We start from the raw sequence: 24,457 nt of genomic DNA on the forward strand, positions 1-24,457 counted from the left end.
TTATTTCATAGCCGATGTTGAAAGAATAAGCGATTGATTTTTAGCTAGTGAAAATTTTATGCTTATCACCCCATTATCAACCCGGGTAGCTACAGGTTCATTGTTTAACAAATCCACCATGTTAATACCCGATGCAACAACGCTATCGCTAAATAATCTTCGTGGAATATCTACCGCTCCAGTTACCGTATCATCACCGAAATGACTGATTACGACCAGGGGCGCCTTATCTAGTGTTCTCATGAAACTATACGTCGAATTCTCATCAGACGCTGTTCTGATAAATTGCTGTAAAGATTGAAAGCCGCCCTGCATTGCCGGATGAAATGCTGCAATAGTTAACACATGCTGATAATACGTACGCAGTGCCTGTTCTTTTGCGGTTAACTGTCCACCATCAAATGCACCTTCGTTCATCCATCTTTGATGCGCCGGCACACCAGCATAGTCGAAAATGGTAGTACGGGACGGATCGCCAAATCCGGTTTCCTCGCTGCCATCCTCACCCACTTCCTGACCAAAATATAACATAAATGGCGCGCGACTATTTAGCGCCGAGACCACCAGTGCAGGTTTGCCCCTTTCTGCATTACCGGCAAATGGCGCAGAGGCGATGCGTTGCTCATCGTGATTTTCCAGAAAATGCAACATGCTGTCGGCGATATCAGAAACCTCGTTTGTGGCGTTATCGATAACTGAGACGTCTTTGCTGCCCTGCATAACGTCTTTGATGGAATCGTATAAACCCACCTTATCGTAGAGGTAATCCATTTTGCCAAGATGCAGATAATCACGGTATCGATCCGGCTGATATACTTCTGCCAATAAAAACGCATCCGGATTTTCGTGTTTAATCGATGCGTTTAAAAATGACCAGAATTCAACAGGCACCATTTCTGCCATATCAAAACGAAATCCGTCAACGCCTTTATCCAGCCAGAATAAAGCAATATCCCGCATCTTGTACCAGGAGTCAGGTAATGATTTGTCTTGCCAGAATGCAAAATGTGCATCTATGGGTTTTGTTGCATAATCAGCAGGTAAAGCCGGGAAATCGTAAGAGCCATCTGGCCTGACGCCATAGTTAATTTTAACGGTTTCATACCAGTCGTTGACATCAGGCTGCGCCGACCGTGCCCCGTTGCCCGTCCATTTTGCCGGCGACTCATCAAACTTGCCATCTGCAAGAGGGTGTTCTGCGCCGCCCATAGGATCAAAAGAAGCAGAGTGCGCTGGTACATCAAATGATGAGCCCGGCACATAATAAAAGTTATTGTCTCTGTGATAGGCGACCGAGGTGTCATCCCCCTCCCCAAGCGCCGTTATCCCATTTGGTAGCTTAAATGGAGAATAATCCCGTGCGACGTGGTTGGGCACAATATCGATAATCACTTTCATGCCGTTGGCATGGGTACGTTTCACCAGCGATTCAAATTCCTGCATGCGAAAAGCCGGATCCGTCGCTAAATCAGGATCCACATTATAGTAATCCTTTACCGCATAAGGTGATCCTGCCCGGCCCTTTATGACATCCGGATCATCTAACGAAATACTATATTGCGTATAATCAGTACTTGTAGCGTGGTGAGGAACCCCCGTGTACCAGATATGCGAGACGCCTAGCGCTCGAATTTCAGACAATGCTTTATCGCTGAAGTCAGCAAACTTACCGACACCATTTTCTTTCATTGAGCCCCAGGGCTTGTTGGTCGAATTTTTATTGCCAAAAAGACGGGTAAATGCCTGATAGACGACGGGCTTCTGTTGTTCTGGATAGCGTGAATCGGATGATTCGGATGGATAGTCAGCAGAGTGCGAGGTAGAACATGCCATCATTACCAGGCCTGAGATAAGCGCAAGTGCAACCGGTACATGCTGTCGTAGTCGTAGGTTCATGGATATCGTCCTTTTAACAAATCTGGCAAAGCATACCTGTTAAAAGAACGTTAACCCATTGCCTGCATACGTATTCAGTATGAATTACGCTGCGCGTTGCTCTTCATGAATCTTAGTTAAGATAGAAGGCTGGTGGCGGAAAATAGCACCAAAGTTCGGTACTTCTTCCAGCTCGTTCATAATTTTGCGCTGAAAGCGCTGTAACGCAGGTGAAATCTGTTGCATGAACTCCATTGGCGACAACTGAAACGCTGCGCGTTTACCATGATAATCAATTTCATTGCCTAGCTGCTCGAAATTGATACCCAGCATTCTTAAACTGCGTGCCAGTCTCGGTTCCATCATTACATATACGTTTTCGATGTCACGCAGTATACAAATGCTGGCAGCGAAAAAATACAACGCTAATGAAAGATAAGGGAAGTTACGGCCAGGCGCATTACTTTTAAATGCACCACTTAATGACTTACCTGTAACAGGCGACACGTTGCTGTCAGAATGACGGCGACGGAATTGTTTAGGAATAGCCAGTCGAGAGATTTCGCACACCTGAAAACGAGGGTAACGCTGTGGGCTGTGCTCATCCATCCGGATTGCTTCCGGACAATTTTGCTCAACAGGCAGTAGTTGTCCGGGGTGTTGGGGCATAACCAGACGAATAGTACCGGCACAATCGCCTGTCGCTTTGTGTTTGATATAACAACTCAACGCAAACTCATCGAACTCATCAACTTCCATTTTCGATGCTCTGGGTGGCTCGAATCCCATCTCTTCACAATAAACCTGGTGACGGGTTTTGAAGCACGTACGTTGTTCATTTTCATCATTGGCAACGACAAGTGTGAAGTGTTCAAAGAAATGATCAGCAGCGGCGTCAATGACTTTATTCATTTTGCGACGTATTACAGGCCGAATCATATGCTTGATTCCTGGTACTTTGTGTACTCTTTTAAAAGCATTTAGCAAGCGACGTTTCACTTTGGCTCCCGTTACTCAGTTATTATACAGTTGCAAACACTCCTTAAAATGATTCCCTGCTGCGCACAAACAAAGATCGTCGTAGATCTCGCGCGCTGATAAGACTGCCGGATCAATAACCTAAAGTAAACCTTATATTTCAGATCCGCTGGCTGTAACAGGTCGGGTGTTAACCGTAAGAAAACTCATTTTGAGGAAGGTATTATCACGTGCGAATTGTATTACAACATCTGTGCCAGACTGTAGAAAGGTAACGATAATTGAAAATTTAACCTGAGTTCTGTGTACTTATTTCAGACTGCTCTGGTCTCTCATTAACACCTATACCATGCGCATCGCCAGGCCGACTTTATTAATTTTTATTCATTTATACAAAGAGATACGTCTCTAAATCTGAAGATTGCATTGGTGTAATCTTGCTACGTAATTCTACACAGTGGGCTAACGACAGCCAGCGTATGAATGACGTAAAATTAGACCAAAGACTACCTCTATCGTATGAGCGCTTTTCGAACCGAAAATGTCGAAATCTGATAGCTGACATCTAAAATGCCTTTAGATGAGCAAAATTTGTTGCAAATGTGCATCACCCAAATTATCAGTATTGCCACAAAACGGTACATATTCTTAGCATAATCTGATTTATCGCTTTAAAAACATAGTGTTAATTCGGTGTGTTGCAAAAATGAAACATATATATACTGGCAACAGTTTGCCGTCAGTTTTTTACCCGGGTCCGATTATTGATATCGCGACTGGCCTGTATAAGGCTATTTCCGCCCCGTAACTCTGATTTTGCCAGTCTGTCGTACAGCAAAACATTGACGGTTGCAGCCAGATTCATACAACCATTTGTTGGTATGTAAACAACATCCCGACACCAATCAACAATATCCTGACTGACAGAGCCATCCTCAGGGCCAAATACATAAAATGCATTCTCAGGATGGGTGTATGCTGGCAACGGCGTCGCCCCCTCTACCAGCTCAACCACGACCGGCGTAGCGCCTTTCGGTAAGGCCACTTGTAGTGATTCGACACCGATTGTAGGAATTTGCTTATGCATCTGGCGGGTATCAGCGTTGAAATCCTTAGCATACCCATAGCGCTGACCGGTATAAAACACACTACTGGCACCGTAACAGCCCGCTGCGCGAAGAATGGATGCCACGTTAGTGGCTGATTTGGGATTGATCAGACCTAGACTGACAAGTCCCCATGCAGAAAAATGGGAATACGAATTCATAGATTACTGAATTAAAAAAACGGGCGCAGAGTATGCCAAAACCTTCATCGCTTGTCATACTTTACACCCGATGCCACTTATCGGGTCATGCTGATCGAGCAGATACGCTCTACATGTCGCCACAACGACCCTTGACGTATAAGTTGTGCAGCCGCCTCAATGTCAGGAGCAAAATAACGATCTTTATCATAAAACCGCACGCTGTTTCGCAATAATCCATGTACCGACTCCAGCGGCTCAGACGTTTCCAGAGGACGTCTGAAGTCAATGCCCTGTGACACGGACAACCACTCGATAGCAAGTATACCCGCGACATTTTCAAAGATATCTCGCAACCGGCGGCCGGCGAACGCCGCCATGGATACATGATCTTCCTGATTTGCCGAAGTTGGTAACGAATCGATGGAGGCCGGATGAGCCAGCGTCTTGTTCTCACTGGCTAGTGCAGCGCAGGTTACCTGCGCTATCATAAACCCTGAATTTACACCGCCGTTTTCAACCAAAAATGGCGGCAGTCCGCTAAGATTAGTATCAATTAACAGTGCCATGCGCCGTTCTGATAGCGCGCCGATTTCACTGAGCGCGATGGCCAGGTTATCCGCTGCCATCGCAACGGTTTCAGCATGAAAATTACCGCCAGATAAAATATCTTCATCATCGCTGAATACCAGTGGATTATCTGACACACCATTGGCCTCAACCATAAGCAGCTCGGCGGCATTGCGAATCTGATGCAACGCAGCCCCCATTACCTGCGGTTGACAGCGCAGTGAGTACGGGTCCTGTACTTTTTCACATCCTTCATGAGAATCGCCAATGGATGACGTTAAGAGCAGGTTTCTGAAAAGAAATGCCGTATCAGTCTGACTCTGGTGGCCTCTTACTGCATGAATGCGCTCGTCAAAGGGTACCCGGGACCCCTTGGCTGCATCCACAGCCAGAGCCCCAATCGCTGCCGCGCTGTACCATGCGTTTTGCGTGTAAAACAGGCCTTCGAGCGTAAATGCCGTGGATGCCTGGGTCCCGTTTAGCAGCGCAAGCCCTTCTTTAGGTGCCAGTGCAATTGGCGACAAGCCGGCTTTTTTAAGCCCTTCCTGTGCAGAGCAACGCTTTTCATCAATGATTACCTCACCCTCGCCCAACAGGACCGCACTCATATGAGCAAGCGGCGCCAAATCACCGGATGCTCCCACCGAGCCTTTTTGAGGGATGGCTGGCCACACGCCATGGTTAAATAAGCTGATTAACGCATCTATAACCTCAGCCCGAATACCGGAATAACCTCTTGCCAGTGAGTTTATCTTCAAGAGCATCATCAACCGGACAGTGCTGGTATGCATGAATTCGCCAATGCCCGCGGCGTGAGACAACACAATACTTCGCTGTAATAATTCCAGCTCGTCGGTGGCTATCCGGGTATTTGCCAATAACCCGAATCCGGTGTTTATCCCATAAACGGTGCGCCCCTGCTCAAGCACATTTTTAACCGTTTGATGAGACGCATGAATAGCCGGATAAGCCTGATCATGCAGTGTAAGTATCATGTGTTCATCAAGACAACGACGACAGTCTTCAAGCGTTAACTGGCCCGGATACAGTGTAAAGGATTTAGTTGTCATCGCTGACTCCTGTCATGGGTAAATCTAAGTGGTGTTCTTTAGCGCACTGCAGCGCCAACTCATAGCCGGCGTCAGCGTGACGCATCACTCCGGTGGCCGGATCATTGTGCAGAACTCGCGCGATTCGTTCGTCTGCTTCTTTACTTCCGTCGCACACAATAACCACCCCGGAGTGCTGGCTAAACCCCATTCCTACGCCACCGCCGTGATGCAGACTAACCCAGGTAGCGCCGCCAGCAGTGTTAAGCATCGCATTAAGTAATGGCCAGTCAGACACTGTATCCGAGCCATCCTGCATGGCCTCTGTTTCCCTGTTAGGTGAGGCTACTGAACCAGAGTCAAGATGATCACGTCCTATCACAACCGGTGCGGCAAGCTCTCCGGTCCGAACCATTTCATTGAACGCCAGACCAAGTTTCTGACGCTGTCCTAAGCCCACCCAACAAATTCTTGCCGGCAGTCCCTGAAACTGAATGCGTTCTTTTGCCATGTCCAGCCAGTTGTGCAGATGTGCATCATCGCTGATAAGCGCTTTGACTTTTGCATCTGTCTTGTAAATGTCTTCCGGATCACCGGAAAGCGCCACCCAGCGGAACGGCCCGATACCGCGGCAAAATAAGGGACGGATATACGCTGGCACAAACCCGGGAAAATCGAAGGCGTTAGTGACTCCCTCTTCCAGTGCCATTTGTCGGATGTTGTTACCATAATCAAGAGTTGCCGCCCCTTTTTTCTGAAGTGCCAGCATCGCGTTAACCTGCACCGCCATCGACTGCTTAGCGGCTTTAACGACACCCGCCTCGTCAGTCTTGCGTGCTTTGGCGGCCTGGGCCAGCGTCCACCCCTGAGGCAGATAGCCATTTAACGGGTCATGTGCACTGGTTTGGTCGGTAACCACATCCGGCAGGATGTCCATTTGATGAATTTGCTCAAACACATCGGCTGCATTGGCAACCAAACCGATTGATACCGGCTTATCTTCCTGTTTTGCCTGCTCAAGCATTGTGATCGCCTCATCCAGCGATTGAGCTTTTTTATCCAAATAGCCGGTCCGGATACGAAAATCCACGCGGCTTTCATCCACTTCCACAGCCAGCATGGAGAAGCCTGCCATGGTGGCAGCCAGTGGCTGAGCGCCGCCCATACCGCCAAGCCCACCGGTCAGAATCCATCGGCCTTTGGCATCGCCATCAAAATGTGCTTTAGCGACACTGACAAAGGTCTCGTACGTTCCCTGAACAATGCCCTGTGAACCGATGTAGATCCATGAACCGGCTGTCATCTGGCCGTACATCATTAACCCTTTTTGATCCAATTCGTTAAAGTGCTCCCAGTTAGCCCAGTGTGGAACAATATTAGAGTTAGCAATGAGCACCCTTGGCGCATTTGAATGGGTGGGAAATACACCGACAGGTTTACCGGACTGCACCAGCAACGTCTCATCGTCTTTCAGACGCATCAGCGTTTCGACGATTTTATCGTACGCCGGCCAGTTACGTGCAGCCCTGCCTATTCCACCATAGACCACCAGTGATTGGGGGTGCTCGGCCACTTCCGGATCCAGGTTGTTCATTAACATCCGAAGTGGAGCCTCGGTTTGCCAGCTTAATGCGTTTAATGACGGGCCCCGGGGGGCTTTTATTGTGCGTGATGCATCTTCACGGTTCATATTGATTCCTTAATCGCGGAGGTAAAATTAAGATGTGCGCCCAGCCGATAACGCTGTCCGGGATGGGTAAGTGTCGCCAGACTGACAATGCCTTTGGCGCAGTACGTCCGCCGACTGATACATAAACAGGGCTGCGTGACATCAATATTGAGCAGCGCTGCATCTTGTGGCTCAGGGAGTATGGCTTCCACACTGTGATCAGCTTCGGTGAGTGGCGCCACCTGATTTAAATACTGATTCACTGAAATGTTTGTAAAATTCTGTTCTAAAAACAGGGGCGCCAGCACCGGATTGACCAGCCTTGACTCTAACTGCACCGGCTGTGCATTTTCAAAATGGACCAGCTGAATAAAAAACAAACTGGCGCCCTGCTCCACCGAAAAGTGACGCGCCTGTATTGCATCGGCTGCACAGGCATTCTGACTGATAATCTGGTTGCTGTAGTGATGGCCACGGCTTTCTATTTCTTCTTTTATGCCAATAATAGTGAGCATTGAGCTCATTGGCCGGTTATCACTAACAAATGTGCCTACCCCCTGAGTACGGGCCAGTATGCCTTCATCCACAAGTTCTGAGACTGCTCGTCTTGCCGTCATTCTGCTAACACTGAAGCGTTCTGCCAGTTGATTTTCAGAACCAATCTGATCGCCCGGTGACAATGCTCCCTGTTCTATTTGCTGTATGAGAGCGGCTTTAATCTGAATAAATCTGGGCTGCATTTCTCGTGACCACCTGTTAATTTATTGTTACTCTACCTGCAGCAACTTGTATATACAAGTATAAGCTTGTTAATTGCCGGTTCGCCTACGAGGTGAATTATCGCTTCATTTTTCCGCTGACGTGACAGGAGCTTTCATGACGACAACGCAGATAAAAAACGTAAATTTGGCCACCATGACGGGCGCGAAAAACGATACGCTGGCAATTCAAGAAAACACCGAGCTGTGGCTGCAAGGCAGCAAAATTCTGGGTATTGGCCCTCAGCAACATCAGGATTTTGTTCATACCGACACGGTAGATGCACAGGGCATGTGGTGTTTACCCGGCTTTATTGATTGCCACACTCACCTTGTCTATGGCGGCAGCCGCGCCGGCGAATTTCAGCAACGATTAAGCGGGGTCAGCTATCAGCAAATTAACGAACAAGGGGGCGGCATAAAGTCCACGGTTGCAGCCACACGAGTGCTTGATGAACAAGCCCTGTTAGATGCCGCAATCCGACGCACCGCCAGGCTGACCGAAGAAGGTGTAACCACTGTTGAAATTAAATCCGGTTATGGACTGGACAAAGATACCGAGACACGAATGCTGACCGTCGCCGCCCGGGTGCCCGACCATTTACCGGTGAATGTTCAGCGAACGTACCTGGGTGCACACGCCCTGCCTGTGGAATATCAGGGCAACAGTGACGGCTATATCGATTATGTCTGTCAGACAATGATGCCCTACATTGCGCAGCATAAACTAGCCAGCGCCGTGGATGTATTCTGTGAGTCGGTGGGCTTTTCACTGACGCAAACCCGACGGGTGTTTGAAGCGGCACAGCGATACAATTTGCAGGTAAAAATTCACGCTGAGCAACTCAGTGACAGTAAAGGCGCCAGGCTGGCTGCGGAATTTCAGGCATTAAGCGTCGATCACATTGAATATCTGCATGAGGAAGATATCAGCGCCATTGCCGATGCGGGCTCAGTGGCAGTGCTTCTTCCCGGTGCATTCTATTTTCTTAAGGAAACAAAGCTACCGCCAGTAGAGGCACTGCGCTCACATCAGGTACCAATGGCCATTGCCACTGATATGAACCCGGGGACATCACCGGTTTCTTCCATTCTCATCTGTGCCAACATGGCCTGCATTCAATTTGGCTTAACGATTGAAGAAGCCTTGCGAGGCATCACTGTTAATGCCGCCAGGGCACTGGCACTTCCGTTAAAAGGCCAGCTGGCCGCTGGCTACGATGCCGATTTATGCCTTTGGGATATTGATAGTCCGGCAGATCTAATTTACGAAATTAATGGGTTTCGTCCATCTGCAAAATGGTTAGGGGGCAAGCGTGTCTTATAAAACATTATGGCAGGGTCGCACCGATACAGAAGATGGGGTGAGAGGTCAGCGCTGGCACCAGGTTGTCAATGTGGCGCCGACAGATTCGCAACGTGACACAATAGCACTCATTGGCTATCCGGTGGATCAAGGGGTGGTCTTAAACAAAGGCCGACCGGGCGCGGGAGGTGGTCCCAATGCATTACGCCAGTCGCTATCATCATTGCCCTGGGTTATTGAAGGCTCACTTTCCGATCACGGAGATATCTCCCCGCAATCAACTTTACCACAAACGCAACAGCGCTATTCTGACAGTGTCACTGAATTGCTATCCCATCATCAGTGCGTGCTAGGACTGGGTGGCGGACACGATATCGCCAGAGGCAGCTTTCACGGGTTGCAGCAGTTCACGGGCAAACAGGCACGAATCGGGATTATTAATTTTGACGCGCACCTGGATTTACGCAAACCCGCACCGCACTCCTCCTCCGGAACGCCGTTCAGAGATATCAGTGAATGGTGTAAAAACAATAGTCGAACATTTAATTATTGCTGCATGGGAGTCTCAGTTGCCGCTAATACACCGGCACTGTTTGATTACGCCAGACAAACAGACACGCTGTGGCTGGAGGATATTGATTTTGATCTGAACACAGCAACATCTGTTTTACCCACTTTTTTAAGTCGTATTGATACGCTTTACGTTACCGTATGCATGGATGCATTTCCCGCCTCCGCCGCGCCGGGCGTTAGCGCCCCCGCGGCGGTTGGCATCGACGCGGCGACTGTGATTAATCTCATCCGCTGGTTGGGCAGATATTGCCGACAACACACCATCACATGGTCGCTTTCGGACATAGCAGAGCTGAGTCCTTTTTTTGATAAAGAAAATAAGACCGCCAGGCTCGCAGCGCGTATTGCGTTTGAACTTACCCGTGCGATGACAAAATAATGTAAATATTGTGTTGCCATTACATTGCTCTCTGGTTAAATTGTAAGCGCTATCATTATTTTCTAATGTCGGTTTTGGGATGACCGGCATTATTGAGCACCAAATAATGTAAGCGCTAACATACCTTGGAGATACACATGAACTTGCGCAAAGCAGCAATTTTGCTAGCTCTGTCGGCGGTATGGCAACCCGCGTATGCCTCATTACTGACTAACGGAGATTTTGGAACCTGTACCCTTGACGGATGGAATACTGATTCAGACGGTAACAGTGTAAATAGTGGTGATTTCACAATCCTATCAGATGGGGGCACCTGCAGTGCTCGCATTTACATTGACCAAAGTAACATATTTGCAAACACGCTTTATCAGCGTATAGATACATCAACTCTTGGTAGCACGCCGCTTACCCTGTCTTACGACTTCACTGTCGATAGCGAATTACAGGGCCAGGCGCCTTTCACCGCGGACTACTTTACTATCGGCTTCGGTGATGGCTCAGGCCAGCTGTACAATGCCGATGGCGAGTTCGGAAGCCTGTTTAATCAGCCCGATATTGACGGACCCATGGCCTACCAGGGCGAGGTTACCTTAAGTGAAGAACTTAATGAATGGGATATGCTAACGCTTGAAATACAGCTTATCAGTAATTTTGATGCCAGCCCGGCATGGCTGACCGTGAACAGTTTTTCGCTGGATATTACTAACGAACAAGTAGCTGTATCCAGCCCCGCAACCGTCCCCCTATTACTGTGTGCATTAGGCTTGATTCGTCGCCGCACATCAAATAAGCAGGAGTGCTAAAATGAAAAAACATCTTATTCAACTTGCTGTGGTTGCCGGGCTGGCTCATCTGCCGCTGGGCACTGCCATGGCGCAGTGGCAACCAGCAGATGAAACGCTGGATGTGAAGCAGCGTCGTGCTGCTTTTGATCGCATCAACCGACAGTTCAGTGTACTTGTTAACATTACAAATAACGGTAACGACGTCATGGACATGCCGCTGAGACTCAATATTGATAACAGCACTCATGTGGTTACAAACGCCGAACAAGACGGCGATATCAGCTTTATTCCTGTTGACAATGATAAGCTGGCACCCGGTGAAAGTATTCGTGTACCTGTGTATCTGGCGTTTGCACCTAAACGGTTAATCCTGGATGTTTCGCTTATGGAAGACGCCGGGCCGGGTAATAACTGGACGCTGGTGTGGCAGGATGAATTCAATGAATCGGCCATCGATACGACAAAATGGGACTTTGAGCAGAATTGCTGGGGCGGCGGTAACAACGAACAACAATGTTATACCGACCGAGAAGAAAATGCCTATATCGAAGACGGCAAGCTGGTTATCAAAGCGCAGCGCGAAGACTTTACCGGTCCGGATAATCCGGAAGGCAACCCAGACAGTGTCACAACACTGCCTTACACATCCGCGCGCCTGCGTACATTAAATCAGGGCGACTGGACTTACGGTCGCTTTGAGATCAGAGCCAAACTGCCCTTTGGCCAGGGCACATGGCCGGCCATCTGGATGCTGCCCAGCGATTACAAATACGGCACCTGGGCTGCATCTGGTGAAATCGATATCATGGAAGCGGTGAACCTGAAGACTCCTTCTGATGATCCGGCTGCACAGGGTGCGCCAGAAAACCGGGTATACGGCACCTTGCATTTTGGTCGTACATGGCCAGGCAATGTGTATGTAGAGTCAGACTATCACCTTCCCAATGATGTAAACCCTGCTGATGGGTTCCACAACTACGCTATTGAGTGGGAACAGGGCGAGATCCGCTGGTATGTTGATGGTTATCACTTTGCGACTCAAACGCAGGATGGCTGGTATACGCAATATCAGGACGAAAACGGGCAATGGCAGACAGGTGTTGGCGATGCACCATTTAACGAACGCTTTCACTTACTGCTGAATCTTGCAGTCGGTGGGGCATGGGCTGCAAACACCAACGAAAAAGGCATTGATGAATCCGTCTTCCCACAAACCATGGAAGTAGACTATGTTCGGGTTTATGAATGCTCTATCAATCCGGCTACAGGTCAGGGCTGTGCCACCATCGGTGACAACCCGAATCGTCCGGCAGGTATTGAGCCTCCACCATTACCAGGCGAAAATTCTTTAGCGGGTAACGGGCCTGTCTTTATGTTGTTTGACGATATGTTAAACGATGCGCTGGCGGTGCAAAGCTACAACCCTGAAGGCACGGTGTCCAGTTATACAGAAGCCGTTGAAGGCCGCGGTGATGTCTTCACAATGGAACAGGTCGGGAATGTTGGCAATGTCTTTTTCAATGCTGATGCACCGCTGGATCTGCAGCATTTTGAACAGTTAGGTAAGCTGAAGTTTGATTTGCGGGTATTAAGTCAGGCCGAGGGCGCTGAACTACTGGTCAAAGTGGACAGTGGCTGGCCAGCCGTTGGCGATGTAGCTATAGAAATAAACGACGATCAATGGCAGCAAATCAGCCTGGACGTGTCTGCGCTGGTTGAGGCAGGCAACCGCTATGCACCGGGTAATACAGCGGACCTGGCACAGGTCTTAAACCCGTTTGTGCTTGAGGCTAATGGCCCGATGCTGATTCAGGTTGACAATGTTCGTTATGAGTATGATCTGGCCGGTAAATCAGAAGTGGTGGTTTACGATGAGAACGATCAACCGCCGTTTGCTGTGGGTCAGTATGTCGCAAGTGGCTCTGTGCAAATGGAAGATGTTTTGAGTGAAGACGGTGCGTATGGAAATGTGAAGCAGTTCAGCTTTAACACCAACGAATCCGTCGTGTATTTTCAGACAACCGCTAATAACGAAGGGCAGACCCAGAAGATTGACTTCAGTGGTTTTGATACCTTGTCGTTTGATTTAAAAGTCGTGGAAGATCCACGTGCAGAGCAGAACTTTTTCATCAAAATGGACTGCGGCCACCCCTGCTCTTCCGGCGACTTTGCAATAGCGACACCACAGACAGGAATCTGGACACATTACGATATTGCTATTTCCGATCTTATCGCCAATACCGGATCGACTCTTAATCTGACGCAAGTCGACACGCCACTGGTTATTTTCCCTGCCTGGGGTAACCAGCAAGGCGTAGTCATGCAGGTGGATAACATCGTGTTATCGGGTGAAGGAAGCACATCCACGCCCACACCCAATGTTGTCACTATCACTGATTCGTTGACGGTTTTCGATGAGGTAATGGCACAAGGCTGGTCACTGTGGGATTGCTGCGCCAATGCTGACCTGAGTATTGTTGCTGATAACGATCGTGGCAATGTTGCACAAATTGACTATTTCGGGCCTGCACCTACCGTCTCAGGATTCAGGGCGAACATTGCACATGACGCTACAGCAATAGAATCTGGCGTGCTCTCATTTGCAATGAAAATGGTCAGTGCACCTGATGATGCCAGTGCTGAACTGCTGCTTAAAGTTGAAGGTAATGATGGTAGTTACGCACAGGTACCGGTAGCGATGAATCTTGAGGGAACCACGCCACAGACAGGCCAATGGCAACAATACAGCTTTTCGTTAGCTGATTTGGCTGCACAGGGGCTTTCTCTGGATAAAATTAATCTTATTATGATGTTCCCTGAGTGGAACAAAGCTACAGGTGCTGTATTACAGATAGATGATTTGAGGCTATCGTTATAATCGGCACGCGAATGAAGTAAGAGCACGAAAGCCCGGCATGACCGCCGGGCTTTTTTTATTCATTTCTTTACATAACAATCCACTCATTTTCAGAAAACTTTTCAGCTATCTTTTTATTATTGAGTCGTTAGCTGTTTGTGAATGCTATACGAACATCCGTTCTGCCTTCGCGCTGAAATTCGCCCACCTCCTACTGATTAATCGTTACAACACTCATAGACACAGTATGAGACCGGTTATATGAGCAAATCAGGAGCCAGCGTCACGATATTTAAGTTTGTGGATAGATAGCCGCTTAACTCACTCAGGTAATGAAAACAGTCACTGAGTTATAAAAAGCCAAACAGAAATTTAGTCGCTAGCGCTTAGCGTGGTATCAATGCATAAGTAGCAGGATCAAAAAAGCCGCAGAAAGCTGCGGCTTTTTTACAGAGATTATCGTTTAGAACGAATAGTTAAACCCTAACAGGTAGTTGGCGCCATAGGACTGATGCAATGTTACCTGTCTGGCATCAGTACCAGCAGTCTGAACATCTTCTTCATCAGTCAGGTTCTGCGCTTGCAGCGTAACTCGCAAGCCTTCCAGAGACTGGATGCCTGATTCGCTGAAGTCATAACCAATCTGCGCGTCAATAAATGTCCCGCCCTGGTTGGTAGAGTCAGACAGCGCAAGGCTCAGACCACGTGTTTCTGTCAGATAGCTTGAACGCTTAGTACCTGCTACACGGAATTCGAATCCGGCATTTTCGTAATACAGCGTCAAACTGTAGTTTTCATCTGACAAACCGGGAATACGCGTTTCAGTCGTACCCGGAGCGGCGTCAGCTTTACCATCCAGGAATGTGGCACTGGCAAACATACCAAAGCCTGTAAGCGATTCATGGATCAAATCAGCCGGCAGGCTTCCCTGGATTTCATAACCTCTAACGAATCCTTCGTAACCATCTTCCGGGCGTGAACGTTCACCAACAAATAAAACGGGCGCCTGGTTGCCTGTTTCATCAGAACTTTGATGAATCTCAGGCATATAGAATTCAGTAAAGTCTGCTGCGACGGCATTACTTCTGTGCCAGTTCTTAAGATCTTTGAAGAAATAGGAAATAGCCACATAGCCAGTATCAGCAAAATAATTTTCATACGCTAAATCGATTTGATTTGCTTCATACGGCTTAAGTTCTGGGTTACCAGAGCTCGCGCCCCACGGGCTGTTATCCGGATCATCACTTAAAATCTGCGCATCATTGTATGAGAAAGTGACCTGGCTGTTAGGGCGCATATCATCCATACGTGGACGTGTAAGCACCTTAGCAAGACCCAGTCGTACAAACTGGCCTTCTGCAATTTCAGCACTAAGGTTCAACGTTGGTAACATATCAGTATAATCTGTACCACCTGATACCGGTGTCGCTTCAACAAAGCCCAGGCTATCTGAGGTCGTAGCAAATCCTGTAGATTGCTGATCAGCATGAACAATTTGTAAGCCGACATTACCGCGGATGTAAATACCATCAAATTCGGTATCAAGGTCAAGTTTGGTGTACAGCGTGGTAAGCTCTTCATCAACGTTGTAAGTATCACCTAAACGGTCAGCCTGTACAGTTTGTGCATCTAACTCGCTATAATAGCCACTGTTGTATAAGCCTAGTGAGTCATAAGCCAATACGCCTTCGATACCAACAAAATCAAGCGGTACTGTACCCAGTACATCAGGAATAGCTCCGTCATTCGGATACTCCGGCGCCGTCAGGTAGGCACCACGGTTAACCTTAGATTTAGAGCGATCAGAGAATATGGCACCGACCTCAATACCAGTCACCATGCCCCACTCCACAAAACCTTTTGTGCTTAAGCGATAAGTAGACAGCTCTTCTTCAAAAACAGGATCGTTAACAAACCCATCCTGCTGATCTGCAAAATAAAGACGATTTCCGTCAGCATCAATTAGTGTAGGTCCCCAGCTTTGCGGCCCCGCTAAGCGAATCAGTGACGGATCGGTCAAGTCAGCTGTAGGAATAGTCGGATGGTCTGAGAACATCACGCCATCACCGGTCATTTCCCAGGAACGCGCTGTTGCCACGCGACCTTCGGTACCTGCGCGACCAGTACCAGAATAACTTTCTACATCGGTAATCGTCTTGTCAACTTTACCGGTAGAGATATCCGCGTTGATGCTCCAGTTGTCATTTAAAAGATATTCAACATTTAAACCAAACGTTTTGAGTTCGGCATCCTGCTGGCGCACATCGTTACGGACAACGCTAAAGAAACCATTATGGTAAGCGCGTGTGGCCAGTCCGTCCTGAATTTCAGTGACAGTATAATCAACACCACCCCAGACTGGGCCACCTTCTTCCACACCACGACGCGCGTCGTCTTCAAGAAAATCGATGTAAAGTGCGTCGAACTGCATGTTGAGATTATCAGTAGGCGCCCATTGAATCACAGCAGCCAGAGAATCACGTTCCATCATCGCTGAGCGCGCAAAGCTGTCATGCCCGCCTAAGATTGCCGTACCTTCCGGAACTTCCAGACCATCAGCGCCTGTTCCAGCTTCAGCATTAGGATAGCCCCAACCGCGGAACTGTTGTTCCTGTCGCGGAGATTCCATCGTCGCAAATGTTAACGCTACGCCTAGCGTATCGTCAGCAAACTGATCGATGTAGTTGACTGAAACACGGTGACCATTGTCGTCGAAATCCGGGTTAGCGGCATCTTCAGCATTTTGTTCATAAGTACCATTGATGGTAAACGTTTGCTCTGCAACCAGTGGTTTTACGGTTTGCAGATCAACGGAGCCACCGATATTTTGCGTGGTCATACCCGCTTCAGGCGTTTTATAAACAAGAATATTTGAGATGATCTCGGTAGGATACAGATCGAACTCAACACCACGGTTATCACCCATACCTAGCAGCTCGCGGCCGTTTAACGAGGTACCCACGTAGTTCTCGTTGAAACCACGTACAGAAATACCACTGGTACGGCCGTTGCGACGCTCACCTGATAGGCCTGGCAATCGTGCCAGAGATTCTGCGATACTGGTGTCAGGAAGTTTACCGATATCTTCTGCTGACAGCGCTTCAACGATGGACGTGTTATCCATCTTAATCGCCTGGGCGCGTTGCAGGCTGCCGCGAATACCAGAAACTTCGATAACTTCAACAGCAGGTTCATTTGGCTGCGCAGTATCATCTTGCTGAGCAAGGGCCGGAGCACTGATTGCTCCCAGACCGCTAGCGATAAGAGCAGCGTTAATCATATTTGGTTTAAAGTGTTTCATTTGTAGGTGTCCCATTACTATCCACAGAACCCTGCCCTTATTGTTATCTCTCTGGCAGGCAAGATGTAAAATTTCAGGATAAATCCTATCCCCAAGCCTTCCCTGCTACAATATTATGCATACGTATTCATAATTTTATTTATACATCTGATTAACAGAAGTAAGTCCTCTTGTTACATGATATTTTCATCAATCTCACTTTAAGTTTATGTATTTTAAGGATTTTTATTTTTTAAGACCAAAAGGATCATGCCAAATTTTAAAAATTAATTAACGGGGAGATTGAAGAAGATCAGGTGTTAACCGGGGATTAAAATATGCATTTTTTATTACTAACGACGCTATCGTACTGATTGTAATAATGAGAGGTAGATTTTCGGACATAAAAAAGCCCGCCAATAAGCGGGCTTTTATGATGGATTGGCTGATTACCAGCCTGTTGCTTCACGCAATGCTTTACCGATATCGGCAAGTGAGCGAACGGTTTTAACACCCGCATCTTCCAGAGCTGCAAATTTCTCGTCAGCAGTACCTTTACCGCCTGCGATGATTGCACCTGCGTGACCCATGCGCTTACCCGGAGGTGCCGTCACACCAGCGATGTAAGAAACAACAGGTTTAGTCACATTCTCTTTGATGAAAGCTGCGGCTTCTTCTTCGGCAGTACCACCAATTTCACCAATCATGACAATGGCTTCAGTCTGAGGATCGTCCTGGAACAATTTCAGAATGTCGATGAAGTTTGAACCCGGAATAGGGTCACCACCGATACCAACACACGTAGACTGGCCAAAACCTTCATCAGTGGTTTGCTTAACGGCTTCATAAGTCAGTGTGCCAGAACGCGATACGATACCCACTTTACCTGGCTTGTGGATGTGACCAGGCATGATGCCGATTTTGCTCTCTCCCGGTGTGATTACACCCGGGCAGTTTGGACCGATAAGGCGTACACCCTTGGCATCAACGTACTCTTTCACGTAGAGCATATCCAGCGTCGGGATACCTTCAGTGATACAAACGATGAGCTCAATGCCAGCGTCTGCCGCTTCAACGATAGAATCTTTACAGAAAGGCGCTGGTACATAGATTACAGATGCTGTTGCACCCGTTTTCTCTACTGCTTCACGCACTGTATTAAATACAGGCAGACCCAGGTGCTCAGTGCCACCTTTACCAGGTGTAACACCACCAACCATTTGCGTACCGTACGCAATGGCCTGCTCTGAGTGGAACGTGCCCTGTCCGCCAGTAAAACCCTGGCAGATTACTTTTGTATCTTTATTAATTAAAACTGACATTATTTGCCCTCCGCTGCTGCAACAACTTTCTGCGCCGCATCGGTTAGCGATTCAGCAGCAATAATATCCAGACCTGAGTTCGCAAGAACGTCACGGCCCAAATCAGCATTGGTGCCTTCAAGACGAACAACAACTGGCACTTTAACACCTACTTCTTTAACAGCACCGATGATACCTTCTGCAATCATATCGCAACGAACGATACCGCCGAAGATGTTAACCAGAACGGCTTTAACATTGTCATCAGACAGGATGATTTTGAATGCTTCTGCAACACGCTCTTTGGTTGCGCCACCACCAACATCCAAGAAGTTAGCTGGCTTGCCGCCATGCAGATTAACGATGTCCATAGTTCCCATGGCCAGGCCTGCACCATTAACCATACAACCTACATTGCCATCCAATGCTACATAGTTCAGCTCGTATTGTGCTGCATGCGCCTCACGTGAATCTTCTTGTGAAGGATCGTGCATTGCTTTTACTTTAGGCTGACGATACAACGCGTTGCCGTCGATACCAACCTTCGCATCCAGACAGTGCAGATTGCCGTCGGTCTTGATAACCAGTGGGTTAATTTCGATTAGCGCGACGTCAAGTTCTTCAAACATTTTCGCCAGACCCATGAAGATCTTAACAAATTGTTTGATTTGATCACCTTCAAGACCCAGTTTGAACGCCATTTCACGTGCCTGGTAAGGCTGTGGGCCAACAATAGGATCAATCTCAGCTTTCAGAATTTTCTCTGGCGTTTCTTCTGCAACGGTTTCAATTTCAACACCGCCTTCAGTAGACGCCATGAAAACGACGCGGCGTGTGCCACGGTCTACAACAGCACCAAGATACAACTCATTTGCAATATCAGTACAAGACTCAACCAGAATCTTGCTCACCGGCTGACCATTTTCGTCAGTCTGGAAAGTTACCAGATTCTTGCCCAGCCAGTTTTCAGCGAAAGCACGAATATCATCTTTGCTTTTGAACAGCTTTACGCCGCCCGCTTTACCGCGACCACCTGCGTGGACCTGACATTTTACAACCCATTCTTCACCGCCGATGCGGTCTGCAGCTTCTACAGCGCCGTCGGCTGTATCAGAAGCGTATCCTTCAGAAACAGGCAAGCCGTATTCTTTGAACAGCTGCTTACCTTGGTATTCATGCAAATTCATGGTGTTTCTTTCCGATTATTAGTAAGACAAAAGCCGCTTTAAGCGACTTGATTAACTTGACTGACTACGCGAGCGATTCTCGGTAGTCAGCGTTGTGCCAGATGCGACCCAAGCATACCTTCAGGCAGCATCTGCACACAATTCACTGAGACGAAAGTCTTAAACGTCTAAAAGAAGACGTGTTGGATCTTCCAGCATTTCTTTCACTGTGACCAAGAATCCAACTGACTCTTTACCGTCGATGATGCGGTGGTCATACGATAATGCTAGATACATCATCGGCAGAATCTCTACTTTACCATTGACCGCCATAGGACGATCCTGGATTTTATGCATACCCAGTATCGCACTTTGCGGCGGATTGATGATAGGCGTAGACATCAGTGAACCAAAAACACCACCATTAGTGATGGTAAAGTTACCACCCTGAAGCTCTGCCATTGACAACTTGCCATCGCGACCTTTAATTGCCAGCTCTTTGATGCCTTTTTCTACACCCGCCATGCCCAGAGTATCTGTATCTTTCAATACAGGTGTCACCAAGCCTCGAGGTGTTGAAACAGCAATAGAGATGTCAAAGTAGTTATGATAACAGATATCGTCACCATCTAGCGATGCGTTTACTTCGGGGAAGCGCTTGAGGGCTTCGGTCACGGCTTTTACGTAAAATGACATAAAGCCAAGACGTATACCATGACGCTTCTCAAAGCTATCCTGATACTGCTTACGAAGTTCCATGATAGGTTTCATATTAACTTCGTTGAACGTTGTCAGCATTGCTGTAGAGTTTTTCGCTTCAAGAAGACGATTAGCAATGGTCTTACGCAAACGTGTCATTGGTACACGTTTTTCTGTGCGTTCACCGGCAGGCGCCTCAGACGGTGCTGATTGCGTTTCGGCTTTAGACTGTCCGCCACTACTTGCTTCGCTTTTGCCTGATTTCAGATATTTCTCGACATCTTCTTTGGTAATTTTACCGTTTTTACCCGTACCTTTTACGTCAGAAGCGCTAATGCCTTTTTCGGCAAGCAGACGACGAACAGACGGACTCAATGCATCACTGTCTGACTCTGCACCGGCATCGGTCGAGCCTTCCTCAACCTGCGCTGAGCTTTGCGATGCACCACCTTCAGAGAATTTTGCAATAACCTCTTCAGCGGTAACAGTAGCGCCTTCTTCTGCAAGAATCTCTGACACCGAGCCATCGGCAGGCGCCACGACTTCCAGAACAACCTTGTCAGTTTCAATATCAACCAGGTTCTGATCACGGCTTACCTGTTCACCCACAGACACGTGCCAGGTCGCAATGGTCGCATCCGCCACAGACTCAGGCAGTACAGGCACCTTCACGTCGCTCGTTTTGCCACCTTTACTTTCTGTTTTAGCTTCTGTTTTTTCCGAAGACTTTTCATCATCTGATGATGAGTCGCTGCTGTCAGATGACGCAGATTTTTCTTCGCTATCAGCATCTTTGCTTTCAGCTTTGCCGTTCTCATCAAGCTTCGCGATAACCTGCTCACCCAGAACAGTTTCACCTTCATCATCGATGATTTCGCTGATGACGCCGTCTGCAGGTGCGACAACTTCCAAAACAACTTTATCTGTTTCAATATCAACCAGGTTCTGGTCGCGTTTTACCGTGTCACCGGGCTTAACATGCCAGGTTGCAATCGTGGCATCGGCAACTGACTCAGGTAAGACCGGAACTTTAATCTCTATTGTCATCACTGTTCCTTATTTAATCGTGAGTGCGTCTTCAACCAGAGCTTTTTGTTGCTGGTTGTGGACTGATACATAACCTACCGCAGGTGAAGCCGATGCTTCACGGCCGGCATAAGATAACTTGGCGCCTTCAGGAATGGTCGCCCAGAAGTGGTGCTGGCTGTTATACCATGCGCCCTGATTCTGCGGCTCTTCCTGACACCAAACCCAATCTTTCACGTGGCTGTAATTGGCCACTACTTTAGCACATTCTTCTGAAGGGAATGGGTAAAGCTGCTCCAAACGTATAATGGCAACGTCTGTTTGCTCATTTTTGCGACGCTGATCCAGTAAGTCGTAATAGACTTTGCCCGAACACATCACAACACGCTTCACATCAGACGGATCCAGTTCATCGATTTCGCCAATAACATTATGGAATACGCCGGACGCTAATTCCTCAAGTGATGAGGTCGCCTGAGCGTGACGAAGCAATGATTTGGGTGACATAACAATCAGCGGCTTACGCATAGGGCGTAGCATCTGACGGCGCAGCATATTAAATACCTGAGCCGGCGTCGAGGGCACACAAACCTGCCAGTTGTGATCGGCACACATTTGCAGAAAACGTTCAAGACGGGCTGAACTATGTTCCGGTCCCTGCCCCTCATAACCATGAGGCAGTAAGACTGTCAATCCACACAACCGGCCCCATTTTGCTTCACCAGAGCTTAAGAACTGGTCAAACACAACCTGTGCGCCGTTGGCGAAGTCACCAAATTGTGCTTCCCAGATTGTCAGACAGCTTGGCTCCGCTGTGGCAAAACCGTATTCAAAGGCCATAACGGCTTCTTCTGACAACACTGAATCATAAATTTCGATAGCGCCCTGACCGTCACGAATATTTTGTAACGGCATATAGGTTGAGCCATCGGTTTGATTATGCAAGACAGCATGACGATGAAAGAAAGTCCCGCGACCCGAATCCTGACCGGTCAGACGAATGCTTGTTCCTCTGTCCACAAGATCTGCGTAAGCCAGATTTTCTGCCATACCCCAGTCGATACGCTTTTCACCGGCGGTCATCGCCTTACGGTCCTGATACAGCTTGTTTACCCGAGAGTGTAGCTTTACATCCTCAGGGTATGAGCTGATTTTCTCGCTTAGTTCTTTAAGCTTGTCGATACTGATCTCATGGTCATATTCAACGTCCCAGTCATGACCAATAAACGGAGACCAGTCAACAGAATGCTCTGTCATAGGTCGCCATTCATCAACAACGCATGCACCATGATCCAATGCGGCGCGGTAATCTTCGAGCATTTTATCTGCATCACGCTGCTCAATGACCCCTTCAGCGATCAGCTGGTCCGCGTACAAGACGCGTGGCACTGGATGCTTCTTGATTTTTTGATACATCAGAGGCTGTGTGGCGTTAGGTTCATCGGCTTCGTTATGGCCGTGACGACGATAACAGACCAAATCAATTACCACATCTTTCTTGAACTTATTGCGGTACTCAAGCGCCAGCTTGGTGACAAATGCTACTGCTTCCGGGTCATCAGAGTTTACATGGAAAATCGGCGCCTGCACCATTTTCGCAATATCAGTACAATATTGCGTTGAGCGGGTATCTTCCAGTTTTGATGTTGTAAAACCAACCTGATTATTAATGACGATGCGAACCGTTCCGCCGACCGCAAAACCACGGGTCTGAGACATATTAAATGTCTCCTGGACCACGCCTTGCCCTGCAATCGCCGAATCACCGTGAATGGTGATAGGCAACACTTTGCTTGAGTCATTATTACGACGAACCAGACGCGCACGCACCGACCCCATTACCACAGGGTTTACAATCTCAAGGTGAGAGGGGTTGAATGCTAGCGCCAGGTGAACATTTCCACCGGGAGTGGCAAAATCTGACGAATAGCCCGCGTGATACTTAACATCACCAGAACCCAGACTGTCATCGTGCTTACCAGCAAACTCGTCAAACAGCACCGACGGGTTTTTGCCCAGTACATTAACAAGAACGTTTAAGCGGCCACGGTGCGCCATGCCCACTACAACTTCTTTGGCTCCTGCGGTCCCCGCTTCGCTGATTAATCCCTTAAGCATAGGAATTAACGCATCACCGCCTTCCAGTGAAAAACGTTTAGCGCCTGGGAATTTGGAGCTTAAGTATTTTTCCATACCATCAGCAGCGACCAAATCTTTAAGAATTTGTTTTTTCTTATCGGTACTGATTTCTGGTTTTGCCTGTACGGACTCAATTTTTTGCTGCAACCACCGTTTCTGTTCGGTATCGGTGATATGCATATATTCTGCACCGATAGATCCACAATAAGTGCGGTTTAGCGACTTAAACAAATCGCCCAGAGACATCGACTCGCCATTATAGGCATAAGAACCTGTATTGAACCGAATATCAAAATCATCTTCAGACAGATTATGGTGAGCCAGCTCCAAATCACGCACCCGTGGCTGTTGCCACAATCCTAAAGGATCAAGGTTGGCGTGCTGGTGACCACGAAAACGGTAGGCATTAATTAATTGAAGTACTTTGACCTGACGTCCGTCAGAGGACGTCGCCCCTTCCTGAGAAGGGATAGTCATTCGCGCCGTTGGCCCTAATGCGGCTAGCTTTTTAAACTGGTCGCGAATCACTGAGTGATTTTTTTCCAGCTCTGCACCTTCAACTTTGGGCAGGCTATCGAAGACTTGTCGCCAGGAATCTGAAACACTTTGCGGATCTTCGAGGTATGCTTCGTACAATTCTTCGACATAGGCGGCGTTCGCGCCAGCCATGTGCGATGAATCCCACCACGCTTTCATCTCGCTTTCTTGCATTTTTGTGCCTTGCTACGTTTTTAGAAACTGAAATAACACGAGACGCTATTATGACTGTTATTTGCAACAGAACCAACCATTTAGGTCACG

The 24,457-nt window shown here is 48.0% G+C and carries 15 protein-coding genes; 4 read left to right on the forward strand and 11 right to left on the reverse strand.

Features of this window, described 5'->3' with window-relative positions:
- The 6 genes from HHX48_RS02345 to hutC form a co-directional block, all read right to left on the reverse strand.
- Complete coding sequence (locus HHX48_RS02345; protein ID WP_191022024.1) at positions 1-1,896, reverse strand: alpha-amylase family protein; 1,896 nt, start codon at positions 1,894-1,896, stop codon at positions 1-3.
- An 84-nt stretch (positions 1,897-1,980) separates the two neighbouring features.
- Positions 1,981-2,814: a PEP-CTERM/exosortase system-associated acyltransferase gene (locus HHX48_RS02350; protein WP_191022025.1), complete on the reverse strand. Its 834-nt coding sequence runs from the start codon at positions 2,812-2,814 to the stop codon at positions 1,981-1,983.
- 778 nt (positions 2,815-3,592) lie between these two features.
- Positions 3,593-4,120 carry an RNA methyltransferase gene (locus tag HHX48_RS02355; RefSeq protein ID WP_191022026.1) on the reverse strand — a complete coding sequence of 176 codons (528 nt, stop codon included), beginning with the start codon at positions 4,118-4,120 and terminating at the stop codon, positions 3,593-3,595.
- Positions 4,121-4,197: 77 nt separating this feature from the next.
- The gene (gene hutH, locus HHX48_RS02360) at positions 4,198-5,739 is read right to left on the reverse strand and encodes a histidine ammonia-lyase (protein WP_191022027.1); all 1,542 of its coding nucleotides are present in this window, start codon (positions 5,737-5,739) and stop codon (positions 4,198-4,200) included.
- Positions 5,729-7,408, reverse strand: coding sequence for a urocanate hydratase (gene hutU, locus HHX48_RS02365; RefSeq protein WP_191022028.1), 1,680 nt, complete (start codon positions 7,406-7,408; stop codon positions 5,729-5,731). Before hutU ends, hutH begins: the two co-directional genes overlap by 11 nt.
- A complete protein-coding gene (hutC, locus tag HHX48_RS02370) occupies positions 7,405-8,127 on the reverse strand; it encodes a histidine utilization repressor (protein ID WP_191022029.1) in 723 nt (240 codons plus the stop codon). The genes hutU and hutC overlap by 4 nt, the downstream gene beginning before the upstream one ends.
- Positions 8,128-8,263: 136 nt before the next feature.
- Here hutC and hutI point away from each other — a divergent pair, with 136 nt between their 5' ends.
- The 4 genes from hutI (at position 8,264) to HHX48_RS02390 (ending at position 14,066) form a co-directional block, all read left to right on the forward strand.
- The gene (gene hutI, locus HHX48_RS02375) at positions 8,264-9,472 is read left to right on the forward strand and encodes an imidazolonepropionase (protein ID WP_191022030.1); all 1,209 of its coding nucleotides are present in this window, start codon (positions 8,264-8,266) and stop codon (positions 9,470-9,472) included.
- Complete coding sequence (hutG, locus tag HHX48_RS02380) at positions 9,462-10,403, forward strand: formimidoylglutamase (RefSeq protein ID WP_191022031.1); 942 nt, start codon at positions 9,462-9,464, stop codon at positions 10,401-10,403. The genes hutI and hutG overlap by 11 nt, the downstream gene beginning before the upstream one ends.
- Positions 10,404-10,540: 137 nt before the next feature.
- A complete protein-coding gene (locus HHX48_RS02385; protein WP_191022032.1) occupies positions 10,541-11,206 on the forward strand; it encodes a hypothetical protein in 666 nt (221 codons plus the stop codon).
- Between the two features lies 1 nt (position 11,207).
- Entirely contained in the window at positions 11,208-14,066 is a 2,859-nt protein-coding gene (locus tag HHX48_RS02390) for a glycoside hydrolase family 16 protein (RefSeq protein ID WP_223857965.1), read from the forward strand.
- Positions 14,067-14,508: 442 nt separating this feature from the next.
- Here HHX48_RS02390 and HHX48_RS02395 read toward each other — a convergent pair whose 3' ends face one another.
- The 5 genes from HHX48_RS02395 to HHX48_RS02415 form a co-directional block, all read right to left on the reverse strand.
- Positions 14,509-17,346: a TonB-dependent receptor gene (locus tag HHX48_RS02395; protein ID WP_191022033.1), complete on the reverse strand. Its 2,838-nt coding sequence runs from the start codon at positions 17,344-17,346 to the stop codon at positions 14,509-14,511.
- A gap of 428 nt (positions 17,347-17,774) precedes the next feature.
- Entirely contained in the window at positions 17,775-18,647 is an 873-nt protein-coding gene (sucD, locus tag HHX48_RS02400; RefSeq protein WP_191022034.1) for a succinate--CoA ligase subunit alpha, read from the reverse strand.
- A complete protein-coding gene (gene sucC, locus HHX48_RS02405; RefSeq protein WP_139756322.1) occupies positions 18,647-19,813 on the reverse strand; it encodes an ADP-forming succinate--CoA ligase subunit beta in 1,167 nt (388 codons plus the stop codon). The genes sucD and sucC overlap by 1 nt, the downstream gene beginning before the upstream one ends.
- 159 nt (positions 19,814-19,972) lie before the next feature.
- Complete coding sequence (gene odhB, locus HHX48_RS02410) at positions 19,973-21,538, reverse strand: 2-oxoglutarate dehydrogenase complex dihydrolipoyllysine-residue succinyltransferase (protein ID WP_191022035.1); 1,566 nt, start codon at positions 21,536-21,538, stop codon at positions 19,973-19,975.
- 9 nt (positions 21,539-21,547) lie between these two features.
- Complete coding sequence (locus HHX48_RS02415) at positions 21,548-24,367, reverse strand: 2-oxoglutarate dehydrogenase E1 component (protein ID WP_191022036.1); 2,820 nt, start codon at positions 24,365-24,367, stop codon at positions 21,548-21,550.
- Between the last annotated feature and the right edge of the window lie 90 nt (positions 24,368-24,457).

The organism is Salinimonas profundi (genome assembly GCF_014750655.1).
Lineage (GTDB): Bacteria > Pseudomonadota > Gammaproteobacteria > Enterobacterales > Alteromonadaceae > Alteromonas > Alteromonas profundi_A.